The organism is Micromonospora sp. S-DT3-3-22, assembly GCF_015354745.1.
GTDB classification, from domain to species: Bacteria; Actinomycetota; Actinomycetes; order Mycobacteriales; family Micromonosporaceae; genus Micromonospora; species Micromonospora wenchangensis.
The window spans coordinates 55,656-73,572 of record NZ_JACGMO010000004.1 but is presented as its reverse complement, the minus strand read 5'-3'; the positions used below and the strand labels follow the sequence as shown (position 1 = coordinate 73,572).

16 protein-coding genes are annotated in these 17,917 nt (G+C 71.1%); 5 read left to right on the top strand and 11 right to left on the bottom strand.

Annotated elements, in window-relative coordinates; all coding sequences use genetic code 11:
* Positions 1-16: 16 nt before the first annotated feature.
* From H1A17_RS02040 to H1A17_RS02020, 5 genes are read right to left on the bottom strand one after another with little or no spacing between them, the layout of a single operon-like run.
* Complete coding sequence (locus H1A17_RS02040) at positions 17-610, bottom strand: cysteine hydrolase family protein (protein WP_194820874.1); 594 nt, start codon at positions 608-610, stop codon at positions 17-19.
* Positions 580-2,487, bottom strand: a complete 1,908-nt coding sequence (locus H1A17_RS02035) for an ABC transporter ATP-binding protein (RefSeq protein WP_194820873.1) — start codon at positions 2,485-2,487, stop codon at positions 580-582. The genes H1A17_RS02040 and H1A17_RS02035 overlap by 31 nt, the downstream gene beginning before the upstream one ends.
* Positions 2,474-3,382 carry an ABC transporter permease gene (locus H1A17_RS02030; protein ID WP_145919201.1) on the bottom strand — a complete coding sequence of 303 codons (909 nt, stop codon included), beginning with the start codon at positions 3,380-3,382 and terminating at the stop codon, positions 2,474-2,476. Before H1A17_RS02030 ends, H1A17_RS02035 begins: the two co-directional genes overlap by 14 nt.
* Positions 3,379-4,308, bottom strand: coding sequence for an ABC transporter permease (locus H1A17_RS02025; protein ID WP_088643351.1), 930 nt, complete (start codon positions 4,306-4,308; stop codon positions 3,379-3,381). The genes H1A17_RS02030 and H1A17_RS02025 overlap by 4 nt, the downstream gene beginning before the upstream one ends.
* A 13-nt stretch (positions 4,309-4,321) precedes the next feature.
* The gene (locus H1A17_RS02020) at positions 4,322-5,923 is read right to left on the bottom strand and encodes an ABC transporter substrate-binding protein (RefSeq protein WP_194820872.1); all 1,602 of its coding nucleotides are present in this window, start codon (positions 5,921-5,923) and stop codon (positions 4,322-4,324) included.
* A 171-nt stretch (positions 5,924-6,094) separates the two neighbouring features.
* On the opposite strand from H1A17_RS02020, the gene H1A17_RS02015 reads away from it, so the two are divergent.
* Complete coding sequence (locus tag H1A17_RS02015) at positions 6,095-7,270, top strand: MFS transporter (protein ID WP_194820871.1); 1,176 nt, start codon at positions 6,095-6,097, stop codon at positions 7,268-7,270.
* Between the two features lie 21 nt (positions 7,271-7,291).
* On the opposite strand, the gene H1A17_RS02010 is transcribed toward H1A17_RS02015, so the two are convergent.
* The 6 genes from H1A17_RS02010 to H1A17_RS01985 all read right to left on the bottom strand — a co-directional run bounded on the left by H1A17_RS02010 (position 7,292) and on the right by H1A17_RS01985 (position 14,001).
* Positions 7,292-8,155 carry an amidohydrolase family protein gene (locus tag H1A17_RS02010; protein ID WP_158224152.1) on the bottom strand — a complete coding sequence of 288 codons (864 nt, stop codon included), beginning with the start codon at positions 8,153-8,155 and terminating at the stop codon, positions 7,292-7,294.
* 31 nt (positions 8,156-8,186) lie between these two features.
* A complete protein-coding gene (locus H1A17_RS02005; RefSeq protein WP_194820870.1) occupies positions 8,187-9,572 on the bottom strand; it encodes a phenylacetate--CoA ligase family protein in 1,386 nt (461 codons plus the stop codon).
* A 46-nt stretch (positions 9,573-9,618) separates the two neighbouring features.
* On the bottom strand, positions 9,619-10,419 hold the full coding sequence (locus H1A17_RS02000; RefSeq protein WP_240762795.1) for an IclR family transcriptional regulator: 801 nt from the start codon (positions 10,417-10,419) through the stop codon (positions 9,619-9,621).
* An 83-nt stretch (positions 10,420-10,502) separates the two neighbouring features.
* Positions 10,503-11,945 carry an MmgE/PrpD family protein gene (locus H1A17_RS01995; protein ID WP_194820869.1) on the bottom strand — a complete coding sequence of 481 codons (1,443 nt, stop codon included), beginning with the start codon at positions 11,943-11,945 and terminating at the stop codon, positions 10,503-10,505.
* Positions 11,942-12,787, bottom strand: a complete 846-nt coding sequence (locus tag H1A17_RS01990; RefSeq protein ID WP_145919196.1) for a cyclase family protein — start codon at positions 12,785-12,787, stop codon at positions 11,942-11,944. Before H1A17_RS01990 ends, H1A17_RS01995 begins: the two co-directional genes overlap by 4 nt.
* Complete coding sequence (locus H1A17_RS01985; RefSeq protein WP_145919195.1) at positions 12,784-14,001, bottom strand: CaiB/BaiF CoA-transferase family protein; 1,218 nt, start codon at positions 13,999-14,001, stop codon at positions 12,784-12,786. Before H1A17_RS01985 ends, H1A17_RS01990 begins: the two co-directional genes overlap by 4 nt.
* 217 nt (positions 14,002-14,218) lie before the next feature.
* On the opposite strand from H1A17_RS01985, the gene H1A17_RS01980 reads away from it, so the two are divergent.
* From H1A17_RS01980 to H1A17_RS01965, 4 genes are all read left to right on the top strand, one after another.
* Positions 14,219-14,989, top strand: coding sequence for an N-acyl homoserine lactonase family protein (locus H1A17_RS01980; protein WP_088643344.1), 771 nt, complete (start codon positions 14,219-14,221; stop codon positions 14,987-14,989).
* On the top strand, positions 14,982-15,950 hold the full coding sequence (locus H1A17_RS01975) for an LLM class flavin-dependent oxidoreductase (protein ID WP_145919194.1): 969 nt from the start codon (positions 14,982-14,984) through the stop codon (positions 15,948-15,950). Before H1A17_RS01980 ends, H1A17_RS01975 begins: the two co-directional genes overlap by 8 nt.
* Positions 15,951-16,056: 106 nt before the next feature.
* Positions 16,057-17,151, top strand: a complete 1,095-nt coding sequence (locus H1A17_RS01970) for an ABC transporter substrate-binding protein (protein ID WP_145919193.1) — start codon at positions 16,057-16,059, stop codon at positions 17,149-17,151.
* A complete protein-coding gene (locus H1A17_RS01965; protein ID WP_205789429.1) occupies positions 17,136-17,915 on the top strand; it encodes an ABC transporter ATP-binding protein in 780 nt (259 codons plus the stop codon). Before H1A17_RS01970 ends, H1A17_RS01965 begins: the two co-directional genes overlap by 16 nt.
* Positions 17,916-17,917: the final 2 nt, after the last annotated feature.

Below are 17,917 nucleotides of genomic sequence, written 5' to 3'. Positions count from 1 at the left end.
GCCGCCCCGGGCGGGTTCAGGCGGACAGGACGGCGGCAGCGGGCCGGACGGTGGCGACGGCGTGCGCGAGGGTGGCCAGTGTGGCCCGCTGCACCTGTTCCGCCGGCAGGTCGAAACCGGCTGCGGTGACCGGCAGCGCGGCGGTCAGGTCGGCGACCACCAGCACGTCGAGGTCGCGGGCGCGGGCGTCCTGGGCGGTGGCCTGGACACAGATGTTGGTGGTGACACCGGCGAGGACCACCCGGCCCGCGCCGAGCGTGCGCAGCACCACCTCGAGGTCGGTGCCGTAGAACGCCGACTGGCGGGGCTTGACCACCCGGATCTCGTCGTCGCGTGCGCCGAGGCCGGGATGCAGGTCGGCGGCCGGGCTCCGGAACATCTCGGCGACCGCGGCGCCGTACCCGGCGGTGGTGGCGGCGCCCATCGACACGCCGGGGCGCAGCTCGCGGGTCACCCACACCAGCGGTACGTCGCGGGCGCGGGCCGCATCGGTGAACCGGGCGATCCGATCCACCAGCCCGGCGGCGTCCGGGACGGCCAGCGGACCCGTGACGTACTTGCGTTGGACGTCGATGACGATCAGGGCGTCACCGGGGCCGAGGGGATGCACGGCGCCTCCTTCCGGGTCGTCGGGCGATCCCGGTACCGGCCGAGGTCTGTCTCGGGGTCGAGCACCGCGTCGAGGAGTTGCCGGGTGTACGCCGCCGCCGGCCGCTGGTAGATCGCGTCGACCCGGTCCAGTTCGACGATCTTCCCGCTGGACATCACCGCCACCCGGTCGGAGATGTACGCCACCGCCGCCAGGTCGTGCCCGATGAACAGGTACGTCAGGCCGAGCCGGGCCTGCAGATCGCGCAGCAGGTTGAGGATCTGCGCCTGAATGGAGAGGTCCAGCGCGGCGACCGGCTCGTCCAGCACCATCAGCGCGGGTTCCAGCGCGAGCGCGCGTGCGATGGCGACCCGTTGGGCCTGCCCGCCCGAGAGCTGGTGCGGGAAACGTCCGGCGTAGTCGCCGTCCAGCCCGACCAGGTCGAGCAGTTCGGTGACCCGGCCCCGCCGCTGGGCCTTCGAGCCCCGTTTGTGCACCAGCAGTGGCTCGTCGACGATCTGCCCGATGGTCATCCGGGGGTCCATGGAGGAGTACGGGTCCTGGAAGACCACCTGAAGGTCACGGCGGACGTCACGCATGGCCTTGCCGGAGAGCCGGGCGATGTCGACGCCGCCGATGACCACCCGTCCGGAGGTGGGGGCGAGCAGCCCGGACATGATCATGGCGGTGGTCGACTTGCCGGACCCGGACTCCCCCACCAGGCCGAGAGTGGTGCCCTTCGGAATGGTGAAGGAGACGTCGTCCACCGCCCGCAACACCCGGCCCTTGCGGCCGGAGCCGAGTGGATATTCCTTGACCAGGTTCTCGACCGCCACGAACGGTTGTTCCGCATCGCCGGGCCGGGCGTCGACGAGCGGATCGCCGCCCGCACGCCAGTAGCCGAGGTCGCCGTCGGCGCTCAGCCGGTCGGTCCAGTGGCAGGCCGCGACCTGGCCGGCGCCGCTCAGTTGCAGGACCGGCAGTTCCTCGGCGCAGCGGTCGGTGGCGAACCGGCACCTGGGGTGGAAGGAGCAGCCGGCCGGCAGCCGGACCGCGTTCGGAGGCGCGCCGGGAATGGCGGTCAGCGTGGACCGGAGCCGCCGCAACCGGGGCAGCGACCCGAGCAGCGCGGCGGTGTACGGATGGCCGGGCTGGTGCAGCACCTGCTCCGCGGTGCCGTACTCGACGACCCGGCCGGCGTACATGACGGCGACCCGGTCGGCGACGGCCGCCGCCACGCCGATGTCGTGGGTGATCAGGACGACCCCCATCGACAGGCGGTCCCGCAACTCGATCATGGTCTCCAGCACCGCGCCCCGGACGCTGGTGTCCAGCGCGGTGGTCGGCTCGTCGGCGAGGAAGAGCGGCGGGTCCAGGGCGATCGCCATGGCGATCATGACACGCTGACGCATGCCGCCGGAGAGCTCGTGCGGGTACTGCTTCGCCCGGCGGGCCGGGTCGTCGATTCGGACCACGCTGAGCAGGTCCATGGCCCGCTGCCACGCGTCCTTCGCCGACGCGCCCCGGTGCACCCGTAGGATCTCGGCGATCTGGTCGCCGACGGTGAAGCTGGGGTCCAGCGAACTCATCGGGTCCTGGAAGACCATGCCGTAGTTCTCGGCGCAGAACCGGCGCAGCTGCGCGCCGCGCAGCCCGAGCACGTCACGGCCCTGGAAGCGGACCCGGCCGGCGGTGTGGCCGTTGGCCGGCAGCAGCCCCGCGACGGCATGCAGCGAGACGCTCTTGCCGGAGCCGGACTCGCCGAGCACCACCAGGGTCTCGCCCTGCCGCACCGACCAGTCGGCTCCCCGGACGGCGTGCACCGGCCCGCCGAGGGTGTCGAAGGTGACGTCCAGCCCTTCGACCTCGAGCAGCGGTACGGCGTCAGCGCCGGCCATGCGGATCCCACCTCTCACTCAACCAGTCACCGACGACGTTGACGCTCAACACGACCAGAGTGATGGCCACGCCGGGGACCAGCGGGATCCACCATGCGGTGTCGAGGTAGCCACGGCTGGCGCTCAGCATCCCGCCCCAGGTGGCGGTGGGCGGCGGCACCCCGAGCCCGAGGAAGCTGAGCGAACTCTCGATGACGATGGACCGGGCCACCACGAACGTCCAGACGACGATGAGCGGACCGGCGATGTTGGGCAGTACGTGCCGGGCGAGGATGCCGACGCCCCGACGGCCGATGGCCACCGCCGCCCGGAAGTAGTCGGTGGAGACCACGTTCAGCGTCTTGGCGTGGGCGAGCCGGGTGAACGGCACCCATTCCCAGAGCACCAGCACGATGATCAGCACCGACAGTTTGGCGCCGAAGACGGCGACCACGGCGAGGGCGACGATGAGGAACGGGAATGCGGTGAGGATGTCGACCGTCCGCATGATCACCGACTCCACGATGCCCCGGTAGTAGCCGGCGACGACGCCGAGGACGGTGCCGAGCAGCCCGGCGAAGGTGGCCGCGACGAACCCGACGGTGAAGCTGACCCGGCCGCCGTAGATGGCGCGGCTGAGCAGGTCCCGGCCGAGTTCGTCGGTGCCGAGCAGGTGCGCGCCCTCACCGCCGAACAGCGACGGTGCGGCGAGCCGGTTGAGCAGTACCTGCTCGTTGGGGTCGAACGGCGCGACGGCCGGGGCGAAGATCGCGGCCAGGACGCCGACGATCAGGAAGCCGAGCGCTATCCGGGCACCGAAGTGTCTCGGCAGGAGGCGTCGGCGTCGGGGCGCGGGGACGACCTCGGCGTCGGGTTCGGTCCCGCCGGGCCCAGGGACGGTCAGCACTGTGCTCATCGGGTCACCAACTGCGCCTTGAGTCGGGGGTCGACCACCTGGTAGAGCAGGTCGACGATGAAGTTGATCAGCACGACGAGCACGCCGATGACGAACACGCCCGCCTGGAGCACCGGGTAGTCGCGGGCGGTGACGGACTCGACCATCAACCGGCCCAGGCCGGGCCAGGAGAACACTGACTCGATCACTACCGAACCCGCGATGAACTGGCCGAGTTCCAGCCCGACGAGCGAGAGCATGGGCACGGTGACGTTGCGCAGGATGTGCCGGTAACGGATCCGCCGGGTGCTGTAGCCGAGCGAGTTCGCCGTCCGCACGTACCCCTTGCTGAGTTCCTCCAGGGTGTACGCCTGCACCAGCCGCATCTGCCGGGCGCAGATGAAGGCGGCGAGGGTGACGGCCGGCAGGATCAGGCTCATCGCCCCGTCCCCGCCGAAGCTCGGCAGCCAGCCCAGGCTGACCGCGAAGATCATGATGAGCACGAGGCCGAGCACGAAGTTCGGCACGCTCTGCCCGAGGATGGCAAGGCCGTTGACGGCCCGGCCGAGGAGCCCGTCGCGGTGCACCGCACCGAGCACCCCGGCCGGTACGCCGAGTCCGACCGCGATGAGCATCGCGATGATGGTCAGCAGCGCCGATGCCGGGAACCGGTCCAGCACCAACGCCATCGCGTCGCTGCGGTACTGGTACGAGTCGCCGAAGTCGAGCACCAGCAGGTCGCCGAGGAACCTCACGTACTGGACGAGCACCGGTTCATTCAGCCCGAGGTTGCTGCGGATGGCCGCCAGGGTCTCCGGGTCCGCGTCCGCACCGGCGATGGCCGAAGCCGGGTCGCCGGAGATGCGGACCAGGAAGAACACCAGGCTGGACAGTCCGAGGATGACCAGGACCAGCTGCAGGAGCCGCTGTCGCAGAAGCTTCGCCACGGTCGGACCCCGTTTAGCCCGTCACCTTGGTGATCAGCTCCCAGGCCGGGTTGCCCGCCTGGTCCACCTTGAATCCCCGGATCTTGTCGGAGCTGGCCCAGACGTCCGGCATGGTCATCACCGCCACCGACGGGACATCCTCCTTGTAGATCTTCGACAACTCGCAGAACGCCTGCTGCCGCTCCGGGGTGCCCTCCTCGGCCGAGCGCAACTTGCCGAACCACTCGTCGTACTTCGGGTTGGAGTAGCCGATGTTGTGCTGGGGGTAGCCGCTGACCAGGCGCTCGAGCTGCACGGAGGCATCCACGAATGGTGAACTGCTCATGCCCCAGGCGAAGAAGTCGGCCCGTTCGGTGCGGTTGTAGTACACGTCGAGGTAGTTGGAGAACTCCATGGGGGCGATCTCCACCGACTCGACCGCGTCCAGCTTGTTGACCATCTCGCCGATCGCCTGGGCCAGCAGGGTGTCGTTGAGGATGAAGCCCTGCGAGGTCTGGAACTTCAGTTTGAGCCCGGAGACTCCGGCCTCGGCCATCAGCTTGTTGGCCGCGGCCAGGTCGTACGGGTACCGGGTGACGTCCTTGCAGTAGCCGGACATGAAGCTCGGCGCCAACTGGCCCTGGCCGACCTGGCCCTTGCCGCCCATGACGCCCTGGACCAACGCGTCCAGGTCGAGGGACTGGGCGATCGCGCGCCGGACCCGCACGTCGGTCAGCGGCCCGGAGTCGGTGAACAGGTCCACCACGTAGGTGCGGGGTTCGACCGCGTCGTAGAGCGTGAAGGCTCCGGACTCCAGGGGCTTGATTCCGTCGATCGGGACCTTGGTGATGATGTCGACGTCACCGGCGCGCAGGGCGGCCACCCGGGCCGCGTCCTCCGGGATCGCCTTGAAGGTGATCGAGGCCGGCAGGGCCTTGCCCTGTCCGGAGTTGGGGTTCGGCACCAGCACGAGTTCCTTGCCGGGGACGAACTTCTCCACCATGAACGCGCCGGTGCCGATGGGCTTGACGTTGAACGCCTTCGCGCCCACCCGCGCGTGTTCCTTGGGCGGGACGATCGGCATCGCGCCGAGCAGCCGGGGCAGGATCGCCTCAGGCGCGCTCATGGTGAATCGGATGGTGTTGTCGTCGACCGCTTCGACCTGCTTGATGATGCCGAGCTTGCCGCGGATGCTCGCCTCGTTCTTCGGGTCGAGCATGAACTTGGTGGAGTAGACGACGGCCGCGGCGTCGACCGGCTCGCCGTTGGCGAACTTCAGGTCCTTGCGGAGGACGAACTGCCAGGTCAGATCGTTGACGCGGGTCCACGACTCGGCGACGCCGGGGACCACCTTGGCACCCTCACCGAGGGTGTCGACCCGGGTCAGCAGGGACCAGACCGGGTAGGCGTAGAAGGAACGCGGCGGGGACGTGGCGGAGAATGCGTCAAGGTCGGGGTTGATCGCCCCGACCCCGACCACGATGTTCGCCCCGGCTGCTCCCGGGGAGGAGTCCGCCTCCGCCTTCTTGTCCCCGTTGGACGAACCACAGGCTGTGGCCAGGAGGGCCACCACCCCGACCAGAGCAGAAACCTTCAGGGCTCTGAACCGGCCGAGAACTTCCGTATTCGGACTCATCCCGGCACCCCTCTCCCGTACGATTCGCACTTCGATCCGCTTGGCGGAACAGCGTTTCTACACACTAGGACCGGCTTCTCCGGAGTGTCAACGGCCTGACGTGCCGTTATGGACCCACGCCAGGGTTTACGGTACGTTCAGCGAAACATCGTTCCGCTGAATGGACCGCCTGTGGCGCCTTCTCCACCGCTCGGTACCGGCGCGATCCTGACCGTCACCGCCCTGTCCGCGGTCGGCGCCACCGGCTACGGAACGCTCGCCCCGGCGATGGCGGAACTCGCCGCCGCGTACCAGGTCTCGGAAACCGCCGTCGGGCTCCTCCAGGGCGTGATCGCGGTGCCGGGCATCGTGCTGACCGTGGCACTGGGCGGCCTCTCCGACCGCCTCGGCCGCGGCCGGGTGGCGCTCGCCTGCCTGCTGCTGTTCTCCGTCGCCGGCACCGCCTGCGCGCTGGTCGACTCGTTCGGCACGGCCGTCGCGCTCCGGACGGTCCAGGGAATCGGCTTCGCCGGCCTGCTCACCATCCCCCCGACCGTGATCGGCGAAACCCTGACCGGCGCAGCCCGGCAGCGCGGCCTGGCGGTCAACACCTTCGTGCTGACCACCGCCTCCACGGTCGGACCGATGGCCGGCGGCGCGGTGGCAAGCCTGGGCGACCCGCGGGCCGCGTTCTGGCTCTACGCGCTGGGCGCGCTGCTGGTGCCCGGCACCGTCCGGGTGCTGGGACTCGGCCCCGGGCGACGGGCGACGGGCGACCACCGCTCCGCCAAGCTCCTGGCCGACCTGCGGCAGACCGGAGAGCTGCGCACCGTGATCGGCGCGCTGACCCTGACCACCGTCGTCATCGGCCTGATGACCGCGGCCACCGCGGCGATGCTGCCGCTGGCCCTGGACCGGGTCTTCGAGGTGCCCCTGGCGGCTCGAGGTCTGCTCGTCGGACTCGGCAACGTGGGCAGCCTCGCCGCCTCGGCGGCCCTGGCCCTGCTCGCCGGCCGAACCGCCGACCGGCACGTCGCCCGAATCGGGCTCGGGTTGTGCGCGGCCTCCCTGCTGCTCACCGCCGCCGCCCCGGCGGTGTGGGTGGTGGCGGTCGCCGTGGTCCTCCTCGGCGTCGGGGTGGGCTGCGCGTACAACGCCTCCGTGCACGCGGTCTCCCGGCAGCCGGTCGACGGCCGGGGCATGCTCATCGGCGCGTGGTCGGCGTCGTCGCGGCTCGGCCAGTCCACCGGCCCGGCCGTGGGCGCGGTGCTGGTCGGCACGGTCGGCCCGATGGCCGCGTTCTCAGTCGGTGGCGCCGCCGCCGTCGTCGCGCTTGTCGCCCTCACCGTGGTCGGTCGACGCCGGTGACGCGGGCCCGGCGGCGGGCCGTCAGCCGGTGAGGCCGTAGAGGCGCAGGGCGTTGTCGCGCAGCACCGCCGTGGCCGACTCCGCCCGCAGGCCCAACTCGGCGAACTCCGTCATGGCGCGCTCCGGGTCGATCACCGGGTAGTCGGTGCCGAATAGCACCTTCTCCCGGCCGAAGGTGTTCATGTAGTGCACCAGTGCGGCCGGCCAGTGCTTCGGGGCGTACGCGTCCACCCCGATGTACACGTTGGGGTGCTTGTACGCGACCGCGATCATCTCCTCGGTCCACGGCCACCCGGTGTGGATGCCGACCAGCTTCAGTTCGGGGAACTCGCAGGCGACCGTGTCGAGGGTGATCGGCCGGCCGACGCTGCGCAGCGGCCGGGCGTCGTCGTATCGCAGGCAGTGGCCCACCTGGAGCTGGATCGGTACGCCCAACTCGGCGCACTTGGCGTAGATCGGGTAGTAGCGCCGGTGGTCCGGGGGCAGCCCAAACCAGTGCGGGTACGAGTGCGCGCCGACGAAGCCGTACTCGGTGACCGCCCGTTCCAGGTGCCGCAACTCGGCCATGCCGGCGGTCGGGTCCAACCCGACCAGGCCACTGAATCGGTCCGGATGCGCGGCGACCAGTTCCGCGACCGTTTCGACCTGCAGGGCGTAGCTGTTGACATCACCGGCCGGGCCGAGCTTCGCGGCGATCAGGAACGACCGGGCGATCCCGGCCCGGTCCATCTTGGCCAGATACTCCTCGATCGTCGTCCCGGGCAGCCGGTCCCCGACCCCGATCTTGCGACCGAGGAAGTCCTTCGACCACGCCGGTCGCCCGGCCACGATCTCGGGCGTGTACGGATTGACGACCACGTCGATGGCACCGGTATACACGGTCACGACCTCTCTGAACAGCTTCGTGTCGACGACGTCAGCCGACGTGACGGCGGTCGACGAGACGACGGGGTTTGGCATCGGCCAGGGGGTCGTAGATGTCGTCCACACCGACCACCCGCACCTCGGGAGTGAGGTGGGTCAGGTCGCGGATCCGCGACCGCACGGCCAGGACCAGCGCGTCGGCGTCCCGGCCCGCGACCGGCGCGACCTCGACCACCACGCCGTCGCCGGAGAGCGCGTCACCGGGGAGCCGGTGGTCGAGGACCACCCGGTACTCGGCGACGCCGGCCAGGTCGACCAGGGCGTCGCCGAGCACGGTCAGGTTGACCAGGGTGCCGTTGACCTTGACCAGGTCCCTGGTGCGGACCGGCTGGGAGACGATCCGCTCGGCGCTCCGCCCGCAGGCACACCGCTCGCGGGTCAGCCGGACGATGTCGCCGACGGCGTACCGGAGGAAGGCGGTGCCCCGGGCCCGCAGGTGGGTGATGAGCAGCAGGCCGGGTTCCCCGTCGGGTACCGGCTCCCCGCTGGCCGCGTCGACGGTCTCGAGGTGGATCAGGTCCGGGGTGGGATTGTGCCAACCCGGCCCCTCCCCGCACTCGATCATCGACCAGCCCTCGGTCGAGCCGTATCTGTTGGCGACCCGGGCTGACTCCGCGCCCACCGCGCGCAGCCGGGCACGCAAGTCCTCGATGCCGGCGGCGCTCGTCGCCTCGCCGGTGACGAAGCACCAGCGGACCGCGGGAAGCCGCAGCCCGCGTTCGGCGGCCCGGATCAGCACCCGGCGGACGAACCCGGCCACCCCCCACAGCACTGTCGCACCGTGTGCCACCACCAGGTCGATCGCCTCGTCGAGCCGGCGGTGCACCGGCCAGTCCGGCGAGGGGCGACCGGTGTGCCCCTGGAAGATGGTCGCCCCGAGAGCCGCCGCCGTCCGGTCGGCGCGGATCCGGGCGCCCATCGGAAACGGGGTGAGCGGGAAGAGGTTCGCGATCACCTCGTCGGCGCCGAGACCGAGCAGTCGGGCGCAGCGCCGGGCGTGCAGCAGGTAGGCCCAGTCGTCGCTGGTGGTGACGTAGAGCGGGGCGGGCGCTCCGCTGGTGGTGCCGGTGGTGTAGATGACGTACGCGAGGGTGCGGTCGGCGACCGGCAGGTCGGCCGGGGCGGTCAGCCGGAAGGACTCGGGGTCACCGAGAAAGTCCTGCTTGCCGGTGACCGGAAGCCGGTGCAGGTCCGCGATCCCGCGTACCCGGTCCGGGTCGACGCCGGCGTGCGCGAAGAGTCGACGGTAGTGGGGGTGGTGCCGGGCCAGTAGCTGGACCTGCGCCGCGATCAGCGGGGCACGTAGCCGGTCCACCTCGCCGGGCTCCGCGTAGAGCACCGAGTCGCCCGATGGGTCGAGCACGGATGGCACCGACACCGCTGTTCCCTCCCGTGGGGCGGCGCGGCCCCACCACTGGCGGGCATCACTCCGTGGAGCGTTGCCCGATGATCGCCGACTCCCGGTGGCCCATCAGGGCCGAGAGTCGCCGTACGGCGTCCAGCAGCGCGTCCGCCGCCTCGTCGATCTTCGGTTCGAAGCGGCGCAGGGGGCCGCACACGCTGATCGCCGCGGTCGGCTTGCCCCGGTGGTCGAAGACCGGGGCGGCCACCGAGGCCGCGTCGGCCTGGCGCTCCCCCAACGACCGGGCGTACCCGCGCTTGCGGATGCGGTCCAGGTCGGCGCGCAGTTGCTCAGGCGTGGTGATGGTGGCGTCGGTCAGCCGCTCGAACGGGCCGGTCGCCAGGTAGGCGTCCTGCTCCTCGGGGTCGAGGAAGGCCAGCAGCGCCTTCGACGACGAACCGGCGTGCAGCGGGTACGGATGACCGAGCCGCACCGACATGCGGATGTCGGTGGGCGGGGTCTCCTGGTCGATGTAGATCCGGGTCCAGCCGCTGCGGATGGAGAGCGTGGAGGTCTCCTGGGTGGCGGTGACCAGCTCGTGCAGGATCGGCTGAGCCATGCGACGCACGTCGATGCCTTCGAAGTAGGTCAGGCCCAGCTTGAGTGCCGCGTGGCCGAGCGCGTACCGGCGGGTCTGCGGCTCGATCTGGATGTAGTCCTTTTCCAGCAGGGTCGACAGGATCCGGTGCACGACGGCCTTCGACAGTCCGAGCGCCTTGGATATCTCGGTGACCCCGAGGGTGGACTCCCTCCGTTCGGTGAAGAGGGTGAGCACCTCCATCGCCCGTCCCACGGTGAGAATCGTCTTGCTGGTCTCGCTCACTGACAGTCCTTCCGCTGCGGCGTCAGACCACTCCGGTCCGTGACGCGGCGAACGAGATTGTACGCCGAGGGCGACGTAGTTCCTCACAGCGGAATACCGTTCTCAAAGACCAGAGGGCTGAGCAGGTCATCCACCGAGGCCGCGTCGGGCAGTGCCCGAGCGGCCCGGGCGATCGCGGTCACCCGCTCCGGTGGCAACACCCGGCCGGCGTTGTCGCGGAACTTGCCGGCGACCTCGTCGTCGGTGAGCGGGCGGTGCGAGCCGCCCCGGTTGGCGAGCACCGCCTCCTCGAGGAGCCGGCCGTCGGTGGTGCGCACGCGCAGCACGGCCGGGAACTGGTGCGGGAAGATCTCGTCGCAGCGCGGGTCGGCGACCACGGTGATCCGGCTCATCAGATGCCGCCGGACCGGGTCGCGGGCCAGGTCGTCGGTGAAGTCGTCCAGACCCAGACCGAGACCGCCGCCACCGAGCAGCGCGGCCGCGACGGTGTACGGGCCGGAGAACTGCGCCTGGTAACCGGTTTCCGGGGACTGCTTGACGTCGAGGGGCTCGCCGATGGTACGGACGGTGGCGGTCGGCACCGCCAACTCGACGCTGGCGACGTCGGCCGGGCGCAGGCCGGCGCCGCGCAGCGCCAGCGCCGCGTCGATGCCGGCGTGCGTGAAGTGGTTCGCCGGGTACGGCTTGAAGAAGATCCCCGGCACCTCCCAGCGCTGGCCGAGCCCGTCGGTGACCGCTCCGGCGTCGAACTCGCCGCCGAGGAACGCCTGGAAGAAGCCGAAGCGCCCCTCCAACAGAGTCGGCGGTCCGGTGATCCCCCGTTGGGCCAGCTGCGCGGCGTACACCCCGGCGTGCGCGGCCCAGCCGCAGTGCATCCGCTTGACGGTGCCGCCGGTGCGGTTGCTCTCGATGATCCCGGACGCCATGCTGGCCGCGATGCCCATGGCGTGCAGCACGCCGTCGGCGGAGAGACCGAGCAGTTTCGCGGCGGCGGCGGCGGAGCCCACCGCCCCGCACATCGAGGTGGCGTGCTGTCCCCGGTCGAAGTACCGGTTCGCCCCGGTCTCGGCGTCGTACCCGGCCATCCCCACCCGTACGCAGATCTCCAACCCGACCGCGATCGCGGCGACCACCTCCGCGCCGGTGGCCCGGGTCCGCTCGGCGACGGCCAGGGCCGCCGGGACCACGCTGGCGCTGGGGTGCAGCACCGACGGCAGGTGGGTGTCGTCGTAGTCGAGCGAGTGGGCGAGCACACCGTGGGCGAACGCCGCCTCGCTGGCCGGCACCCGCTGGCGCAGCCCGACCACCCGGGCGTCCGGCCGGCCGCCCCGCTCGGCGACCAGCTCGAGCACGGCCACGCTGGTGGGCAGGGTGGTGGCGGCGACCGCGATACCCAGCACGTCCAGCACTCGTTGGGCGACGCTGCGCACCACCGGCGGGGGCAGGGCAACGCCTGCCGGCCCGTATTCAGCGGCGAACGCGGCGAGCTGACCGCCGAGGGTGGCCGCCGGCGGCGTGCCGGTCATCCGGACACGACCAGGGCAAGCGGGCGGACCGGGCTGCCGGTCGCGCCGACGATGTTCAGGTGCGCGAGGACGAGGGTGAACTCCCGCACCCCGGACTCGGCCAGTTCCTCCAGGGCCATCGCCTCGATGAGGTTGATCCCGTGCTCGGCGAGCAGCACCCGGTGCGCGGGCAGCAGGGCGTGCCCGGACCCGGCGGCCAGGCGTTCGAAGGCGATGGTGTCCGCACCGGCCACCCGGACGTCCCGGGCGGCGATCCACCGGGCCCCGGCCTCGCCGACGCCGGGCACCCCGGTCGCGTGTCCGAGGTAGGCCTCGCGGTCGTCATAGCGGCGCCCCCAGCCGCTGCGGATCAGGACCACGTCGCCCGGTCCGACCGGGGTGCCCTGCCGGGCGACGGTGACGTCCAGGTCGGCGGGCGTGATCTCGTATGCCGGGTCGAGGGCGGGCACCCCGAGCGCGGCCGGCACGTCGAGCAGCACCCCTCGTCCCACCAGTGGGGGCAGTTCGTCGATCGCCCCGGTGCTGAAGCCGCCGCCGGTCTGCGCCCGCATCGCGTCGGAGCCGCCGTGCAGCCGGCCGTCGACGGAGACGTGCGCGAGGGCGTCGATGTGCGTGCCGACGTGGGTGCCCAACGAGATCAGGTCGTTGGCGGCGGACATCCCGTCGGCCCGGTAACTGTCGCCGTGGCGGCGGGGCAGGGTGTGCCAGAACGGCGGGTGGTTCGGCGACTGGGGCATGCCGATGCGCAGCGGCCGGCCCAGGTCGAAGACCCGGACCCCCGCCTCGACGGCGGCGAGCAAAACGTCGCCCCTCCGCTCGCTCGGGATGGTCTCCACGGTCATCGCAGCACTCCCCGGTCTCGCAGCTCGGCGAGTCGTTCCGCGCCGATACCCAGTTCGTCGCCGAGCACCTCGTCGGTGTCGGCTCCCAAGCCCCGCCCGGTGAAGCGGATCTCTCCGGGGGTGTCGCTCATCCGGAACAGCACGTTCTGCATCCGGATGTGGCCCAGGTCCGGATCGGGCACCTGGGTAATCATGTCCAGCGCCCTGACCTGCGGGTCAGCGAGGAGTTCGTCCGGCGCGTACACCGGCGCGACGGCGGCCCCGGCGGCGGTGAACGAGTCGATCACCTCGACCCGGGTCCGCACGCCGATCCAGTCGGCCACGTACCCGTCGAGCAGGTCGGCGTGCCGCGCCCGGCCAGCGCCGGTGGCGAACCACTCCTCGCCGATCACCTCGGCGTGCCCGACCAGGGTCAGCACCCGTTCGGCGATGGAGGTCGCCGAGGTCGAGATGGCCACCCAGTGCCCGTCGGAGGTTCGGTACGTGTTGCGCGGGGCGTTGTTCAGCGACCGGTTGCCGGTCCGTTGCTGGACCACGCCGAGCTGGTCGACGTAGATGACGCTCGGACCGACCGCCGTCATGATCGGTTCCAGGATGTCGAGGTCGATCTCCTGGCCGGTGCCGTCGCCGGTGGCCCGCGCGTAGAGGGCGGTCAGCACCGCCGCCGCGCCGGCGATCCCGGCGATGGAGTCGGCCAGTCCGAAGGCGGGCAGCATCGGCGGTCCGTCCGGCGCCCCGGTCAGGTGGGCGAAGCCGCTCATCGACTCGGCGAGGGTGCCGAAGCCGGGCCGGGCGGCGTACGGGCCGGTCTGCCCGAAACCGGTGACCCGCAGCAGCACCAGCGCCGGATTGAGCGCCCGCAGGTCCGCCCAGCCCAGGCCCCAGCGCTCCAGTGTGCCGGGGCGGAAGTTCTCCACCACCACGTCGGCGGTGCGGACCAGTTCCCGGAAGATCTCCTGACCCTCCGGGTCGCCCAGGTAGAGCCCGACGGTCCGCTTGTTCCGGCCGATCATCTTCCACCAGAGGCCGATGCCGTCCTTGCTGAGGCCGTGGCCCCGCATGCCGTCTCCGTGCCGCGGGTGTTCGACCTTGATCACGTCGGCGCCGAAGTCGCCGAGGATCTGGCAGGTCAACGGACCCGCCAGGATCGTCGACACGTCGAGCACCCGGACACCGTCCAGCGCCCGCCGGCTCCGCGACTCCTGACCACCCACCCGGCCCACTCCCGTCGTTCGGTCGTTCCGTTGGCAGGAACGTCGTTCCTCAAACCGTACCGAGTGCCGGACCCGCTGGTCAAGGAGAGGAAATGGCGGTCCGCCGACCCTGGGATTCACTCTCACGCACTGTTACCGTGCCGCTCAACGGAATGGTGTTCCACCAAGCGGGCCGACATGGACCGATCGACGGCTGGCCCGTCGGGGCGGGAGGACGATGAGATCGCAGATCGTGCCGGTACGAGTGGGTCGAGCCCCCGGCATCCGACGCGCCGACCTGCTCTGGGGGCAGCACCCCGGGGACACGGTGGACAGTCCGCACATCATCTGGGTGGTCCGGGACGAGCGGGGCGACGTGACGGTCCTGGACACCGGCTCGCCGGACGCGGAGTGGGTGACCCGGCACCACCGGCCGTTCGAGCGCACGGCCGAGGAGGAACCGGCCGCCGCGCTCGCCGCCGCCGGCGTGGACCCGGCCGCGGTCCGGACGGTCGTGCTCAGCCACCTGCACTACGACCACTGCGGCAACAACCACCTGTTCCCGAACGCCGAGTTCGTGGTACAGCGCAGCGAGGTCGCGTACGCCGTCGCGCCGTACCCGGTGCATCAGGCCGCCTACGAGGCCCCGGCGCTCGGCTTCACCCCCCGCTGGCTGGCCACCATGGACCGGACGCGGCTGATCGAGGGCGACGTCACGCTCCGTCCCGGTCTACGGTTGCTGCACATCCCGGGGCACACCCCCGGCATGACCGCCATGGTGGTGGACACCGCCGCCGGCCGGTACGCCCTCGCCGGGGACCACTGCGCCCAGTTCGAGAACTGGCGGGGTGCCGGGCCCTACCGGGTGGTCCCGTCCCGGACCCACGTGAACCTGGCGGACTACTACCGGTCCTTCGACCGGTTGGCCGAACACGCCGACGTGGTGCTCCCCGGCCATGACATGAGGGTGTTCGACCAGGCCAGCTACCCGGCGGCCGACCGTGGCTAGGCTCCGACTCGGGGTCCGGCTGCCCGAGGGCGGGCCGGACGTGCGCCGTACCGTCGCCCACGCCGTCGCCGCCGAGGCGATGGGGTACGACTCGGTCTGGCTTGGCGAGCACCACGGCTACCCCACCTACTGGCCCTCTCCGCACCTGGTGCTGGCAGCGGTCGCGGCCCGGACCGACCGGGTCCGGCTGGGCACGAACATCTTGATCCTGCCGCTGGTCGACCCGGTGCGGCTGGCCGGGGAATTCGCACTGCTCAGCAACCTCAGCGAGGGCCGGGCCGTGCTCGGCGCGGGGATCGGCTGGGACGAGCCGGAGTTCGCCGCGCTGGGCGCCGACGTCCGCCGGCGGGGTGCCGTCACCGACCGTCACCTGGCCCTGATGGACCGGCTCTGGCAGCAGGAGTCGATCTCGTACCGGGACGACGCCCGGACCCTGGTCGACTTCACCCTCTCCCCCCGTCCCGCCTGGCCGGTCCCGGTCTGGGTCGGCGGTCGGTCGGTCGCCGCGATGCGCAGGGCGGCCCGACACGCAGATGCCTGGTTCCCGGACGCGGCGCTCACCGTGGACGAGGTCGTCAAGGGCTTCGCGACCGTGGACCAGCACCGGGCCGCTTCGGGCCGGCCACCGGCCGCCCTGCGACCCCTGGTCCGGCACGTGGTGCTGGGCGAGACGGACGCGCAGGCCCGGCGGGACGCCGAGGAGTACCTGCGCGTCTCGCACGAGCTGCACCTGCTGCGGGGCAATCCCATGGTGGCCCAGGCCAGCGTCGGTGACTTCGCCAGCCGGCTGGCGGATCGGTACGTGGTCGGTGACCTCGCCACCTGCGTCGACTGGGTACGGCGACTGAAGACCGAGGTCGGGGTGACCGATCTGGTGGTCAAGTTCGCCGGTCGGATCAGCGGCGACGACGCGCTGGTACAGATGGCCGACTTTGCCACCGCCGTCCGGGCGATGTCTTGACAGCGATCCCGACCACTCCCTAGCTTCATCAAGCATAGAAACAGTGTTCCACTAAACGGAACATGACAGTCGGGGGCCCATCCGGAACGGTCGTGGAGGTAGTCGGATGATCAGAAAGCGGTTGTTCCTCGCCGGTGTGCTCGCCGTGTCGCTCTCCGCCACCGGGTGTGGCGACGACGGCGCGGGCGGCGGCGCCGACGCGGACGGAGTCAGCAAGGTCCGCTACGTCTACTGCGCCGAGACGCTCGCCGCCAGCGGCGCGCCGTTCTGGATCGGCGAGAAGCTCGGCTACTTCGCCGAGGAGAAGATCTCCCTCGAGATGCTGCCCGTCTCCGGCGGCACCGGCGCCTGCCTGCAACTGCTCGCCGCCGGTCAGGCCGACATCTCCGCGCCCAGCCCGGACGTGTTGGTGCAGGCCGCCGCCGACGGTCGCAACCTCGACCTGCGGTACTTCTACGAGGTCGCACCGAAGTTCCTCTTCGACGCGACGGTCCTGCCGGACAGCCCGGTCCGGTCCTTCGCCGACCTGAAGGACGCCACCATCGGCCTGGCCTCCCTGGGCGGCAGTTTCGAACTCTTCGCCAAGGCCGGCCTGCGCGCCGCCGGTGTCGACCCGGCCTCGGTCGACTTCGTCGCCGTCGGCACCGAGGCGGCGGCGGCCGAGTCGCTCAAGAAGGGCGACATCGACGCGTTGGTCATCAACGACGTGCGATACGCCGCGCTGGAGGCCGCCGGATACCAGTTCCGCTACCTCGACAAGCCCGGCGTGACCGCGAACCTCTTCGGAGCCGGGCTGCTCGCCCGCAATGCCTGGCTGACCGAGAACCCCGAGGCGGCGGCGGGATACGCCCGCGCGTACACCAAATCCGTGCTGTTCGCCAAGGCGAACCCGGAGGCGGCCATCCGCATCCACTGGGAGCAGTACCCGCAGTTCGCCCCGACCGGCGACCGGGCCAAGGCCATGCAGGCCGCACTGCCGGTGCTCAAACGCCGGATCGACGTGATCGAGGACGACGGCTCGGCGGAGAAGCCGTACGGCCAGTTCACCACGGAATCGTGGCAGGCATACGTCCAGTTCCTCGGTGTCCAGGAGAAGGTCAAGGACGTCTCGGCCTTCTACACCAACGACGTGGCCGCCAAGATCGGCTCGATCGACGCGGCGGCGGTACGGGACAAGGCGACGTCGTGGCCGACCTCGTGACCCGGACACCGGTGGTGTCGGCCCGGGGCCTGTCCAAGGTGTACAGCACCCGGACCGGCACCCCTGTCGTCGCCCTCGCGGACGTGTCGTTCGACGTCGCCGAGGGCGAGTTCGTTTCCATCCTCGGCCCGTCCGGCTGCGGCAAGTCGACCCTGCTGCGCATCGTCGCCGGCCTGACCGGCGAGACCGAGGGCACGGTGGACGTCAACGCCGCCGGAGCCGGACCGGGGACCGACGTCGGCCTGATGTTCCAGCAGGCGGTCCTGCTGCCGTGGCGGACGGTCGAACAGAACGTCGCCCTGCCCGGGATCGTGGCCGGACGCCGGTTCCGGGACGTACGGCCCCGGGCCCGATCCCTGATCGAGATGGTCGGGCTGGACGGATTCGCCGAGAAGTACCCCGGCGAACTCTCCGGCGGCATGCAGCAACGTGCCGCACTGGCCCGCTCGCTGTTGCAGGATCCCCGGCTGCTGCTGCTCGACGAACCGTTCGGAGCGCTGGACGCGATGACCCGCGACCAGATGAACCTCGAGGTGGAGCGGGTCCGGCAGCAGACCGGCAAGACCATCCTGCTGGTCACGCACAGCATCGCCGAGGCGGTGTTCCTCTCCGACCGGATCATCGTGATGACCGGACGCCCCGGCACGATCCGCGAGATCGTCGACGTCACCCTGGCCAGGCCGCGCGAACTCGAGGTCACCGGCTCGGCGGACTTCGGCGCGTACACCAACCAGATCCGTAAGCTCCTCGACCGACCGGAGTGACG

Coding starts and splice junctions, on each gene's coding strand:
- H1A17_RS02035 (WP_194820873.1), bottom strand. CDS start 2,487: ATGGCCGGCGCTGACGCCGTACCGCTGCTCGAGGTCGAAGGGCTGGAC.
- H1A17_RS02030 (WP_145919201.1), bottom strand. CDS start 3,382: ATGAGCACAGTGCTGACCGTCCCTGGGCCCGGCGGGACCGAACCCGAC.
- H1A17_RS02020 (WP_194820872.1), bottom strand. CDS start 5,923: ATGAGTCCGAATACGGAAGTTCTCGGCCGGTTCAGAGCCCTGAAGGTT.
- H1A17_RS01995 (WP_194820869.1), bottom strand. CDS start 11,945: ATGACCGGCACGCCGCCGGCGGCCACCCTCGGCGGTCAGCTCGCCGCG.
- H1A17_RS01990 (WP_145919196.1), bottom strand. CDS start 12,787: ATGACCGTGGAGACCATCCCGAGCGAGCGGAGGGGCGACGTTTTGCTC.
- H1A17_RS01980 (WP_088643344.1), top strand. CDS start 14,219: ATGAGATCGCAGATCGTGCCGGTACGAGTGGGTCGAGCCCCCGGCATC.
- H1A17_RS01970 (WP_145919193.1), top strand. CDS start 16,057: ATGATCAGAAAGCGGTTGTTCCTCGCCGGTGTGCTCGCCGTGTCGCTC.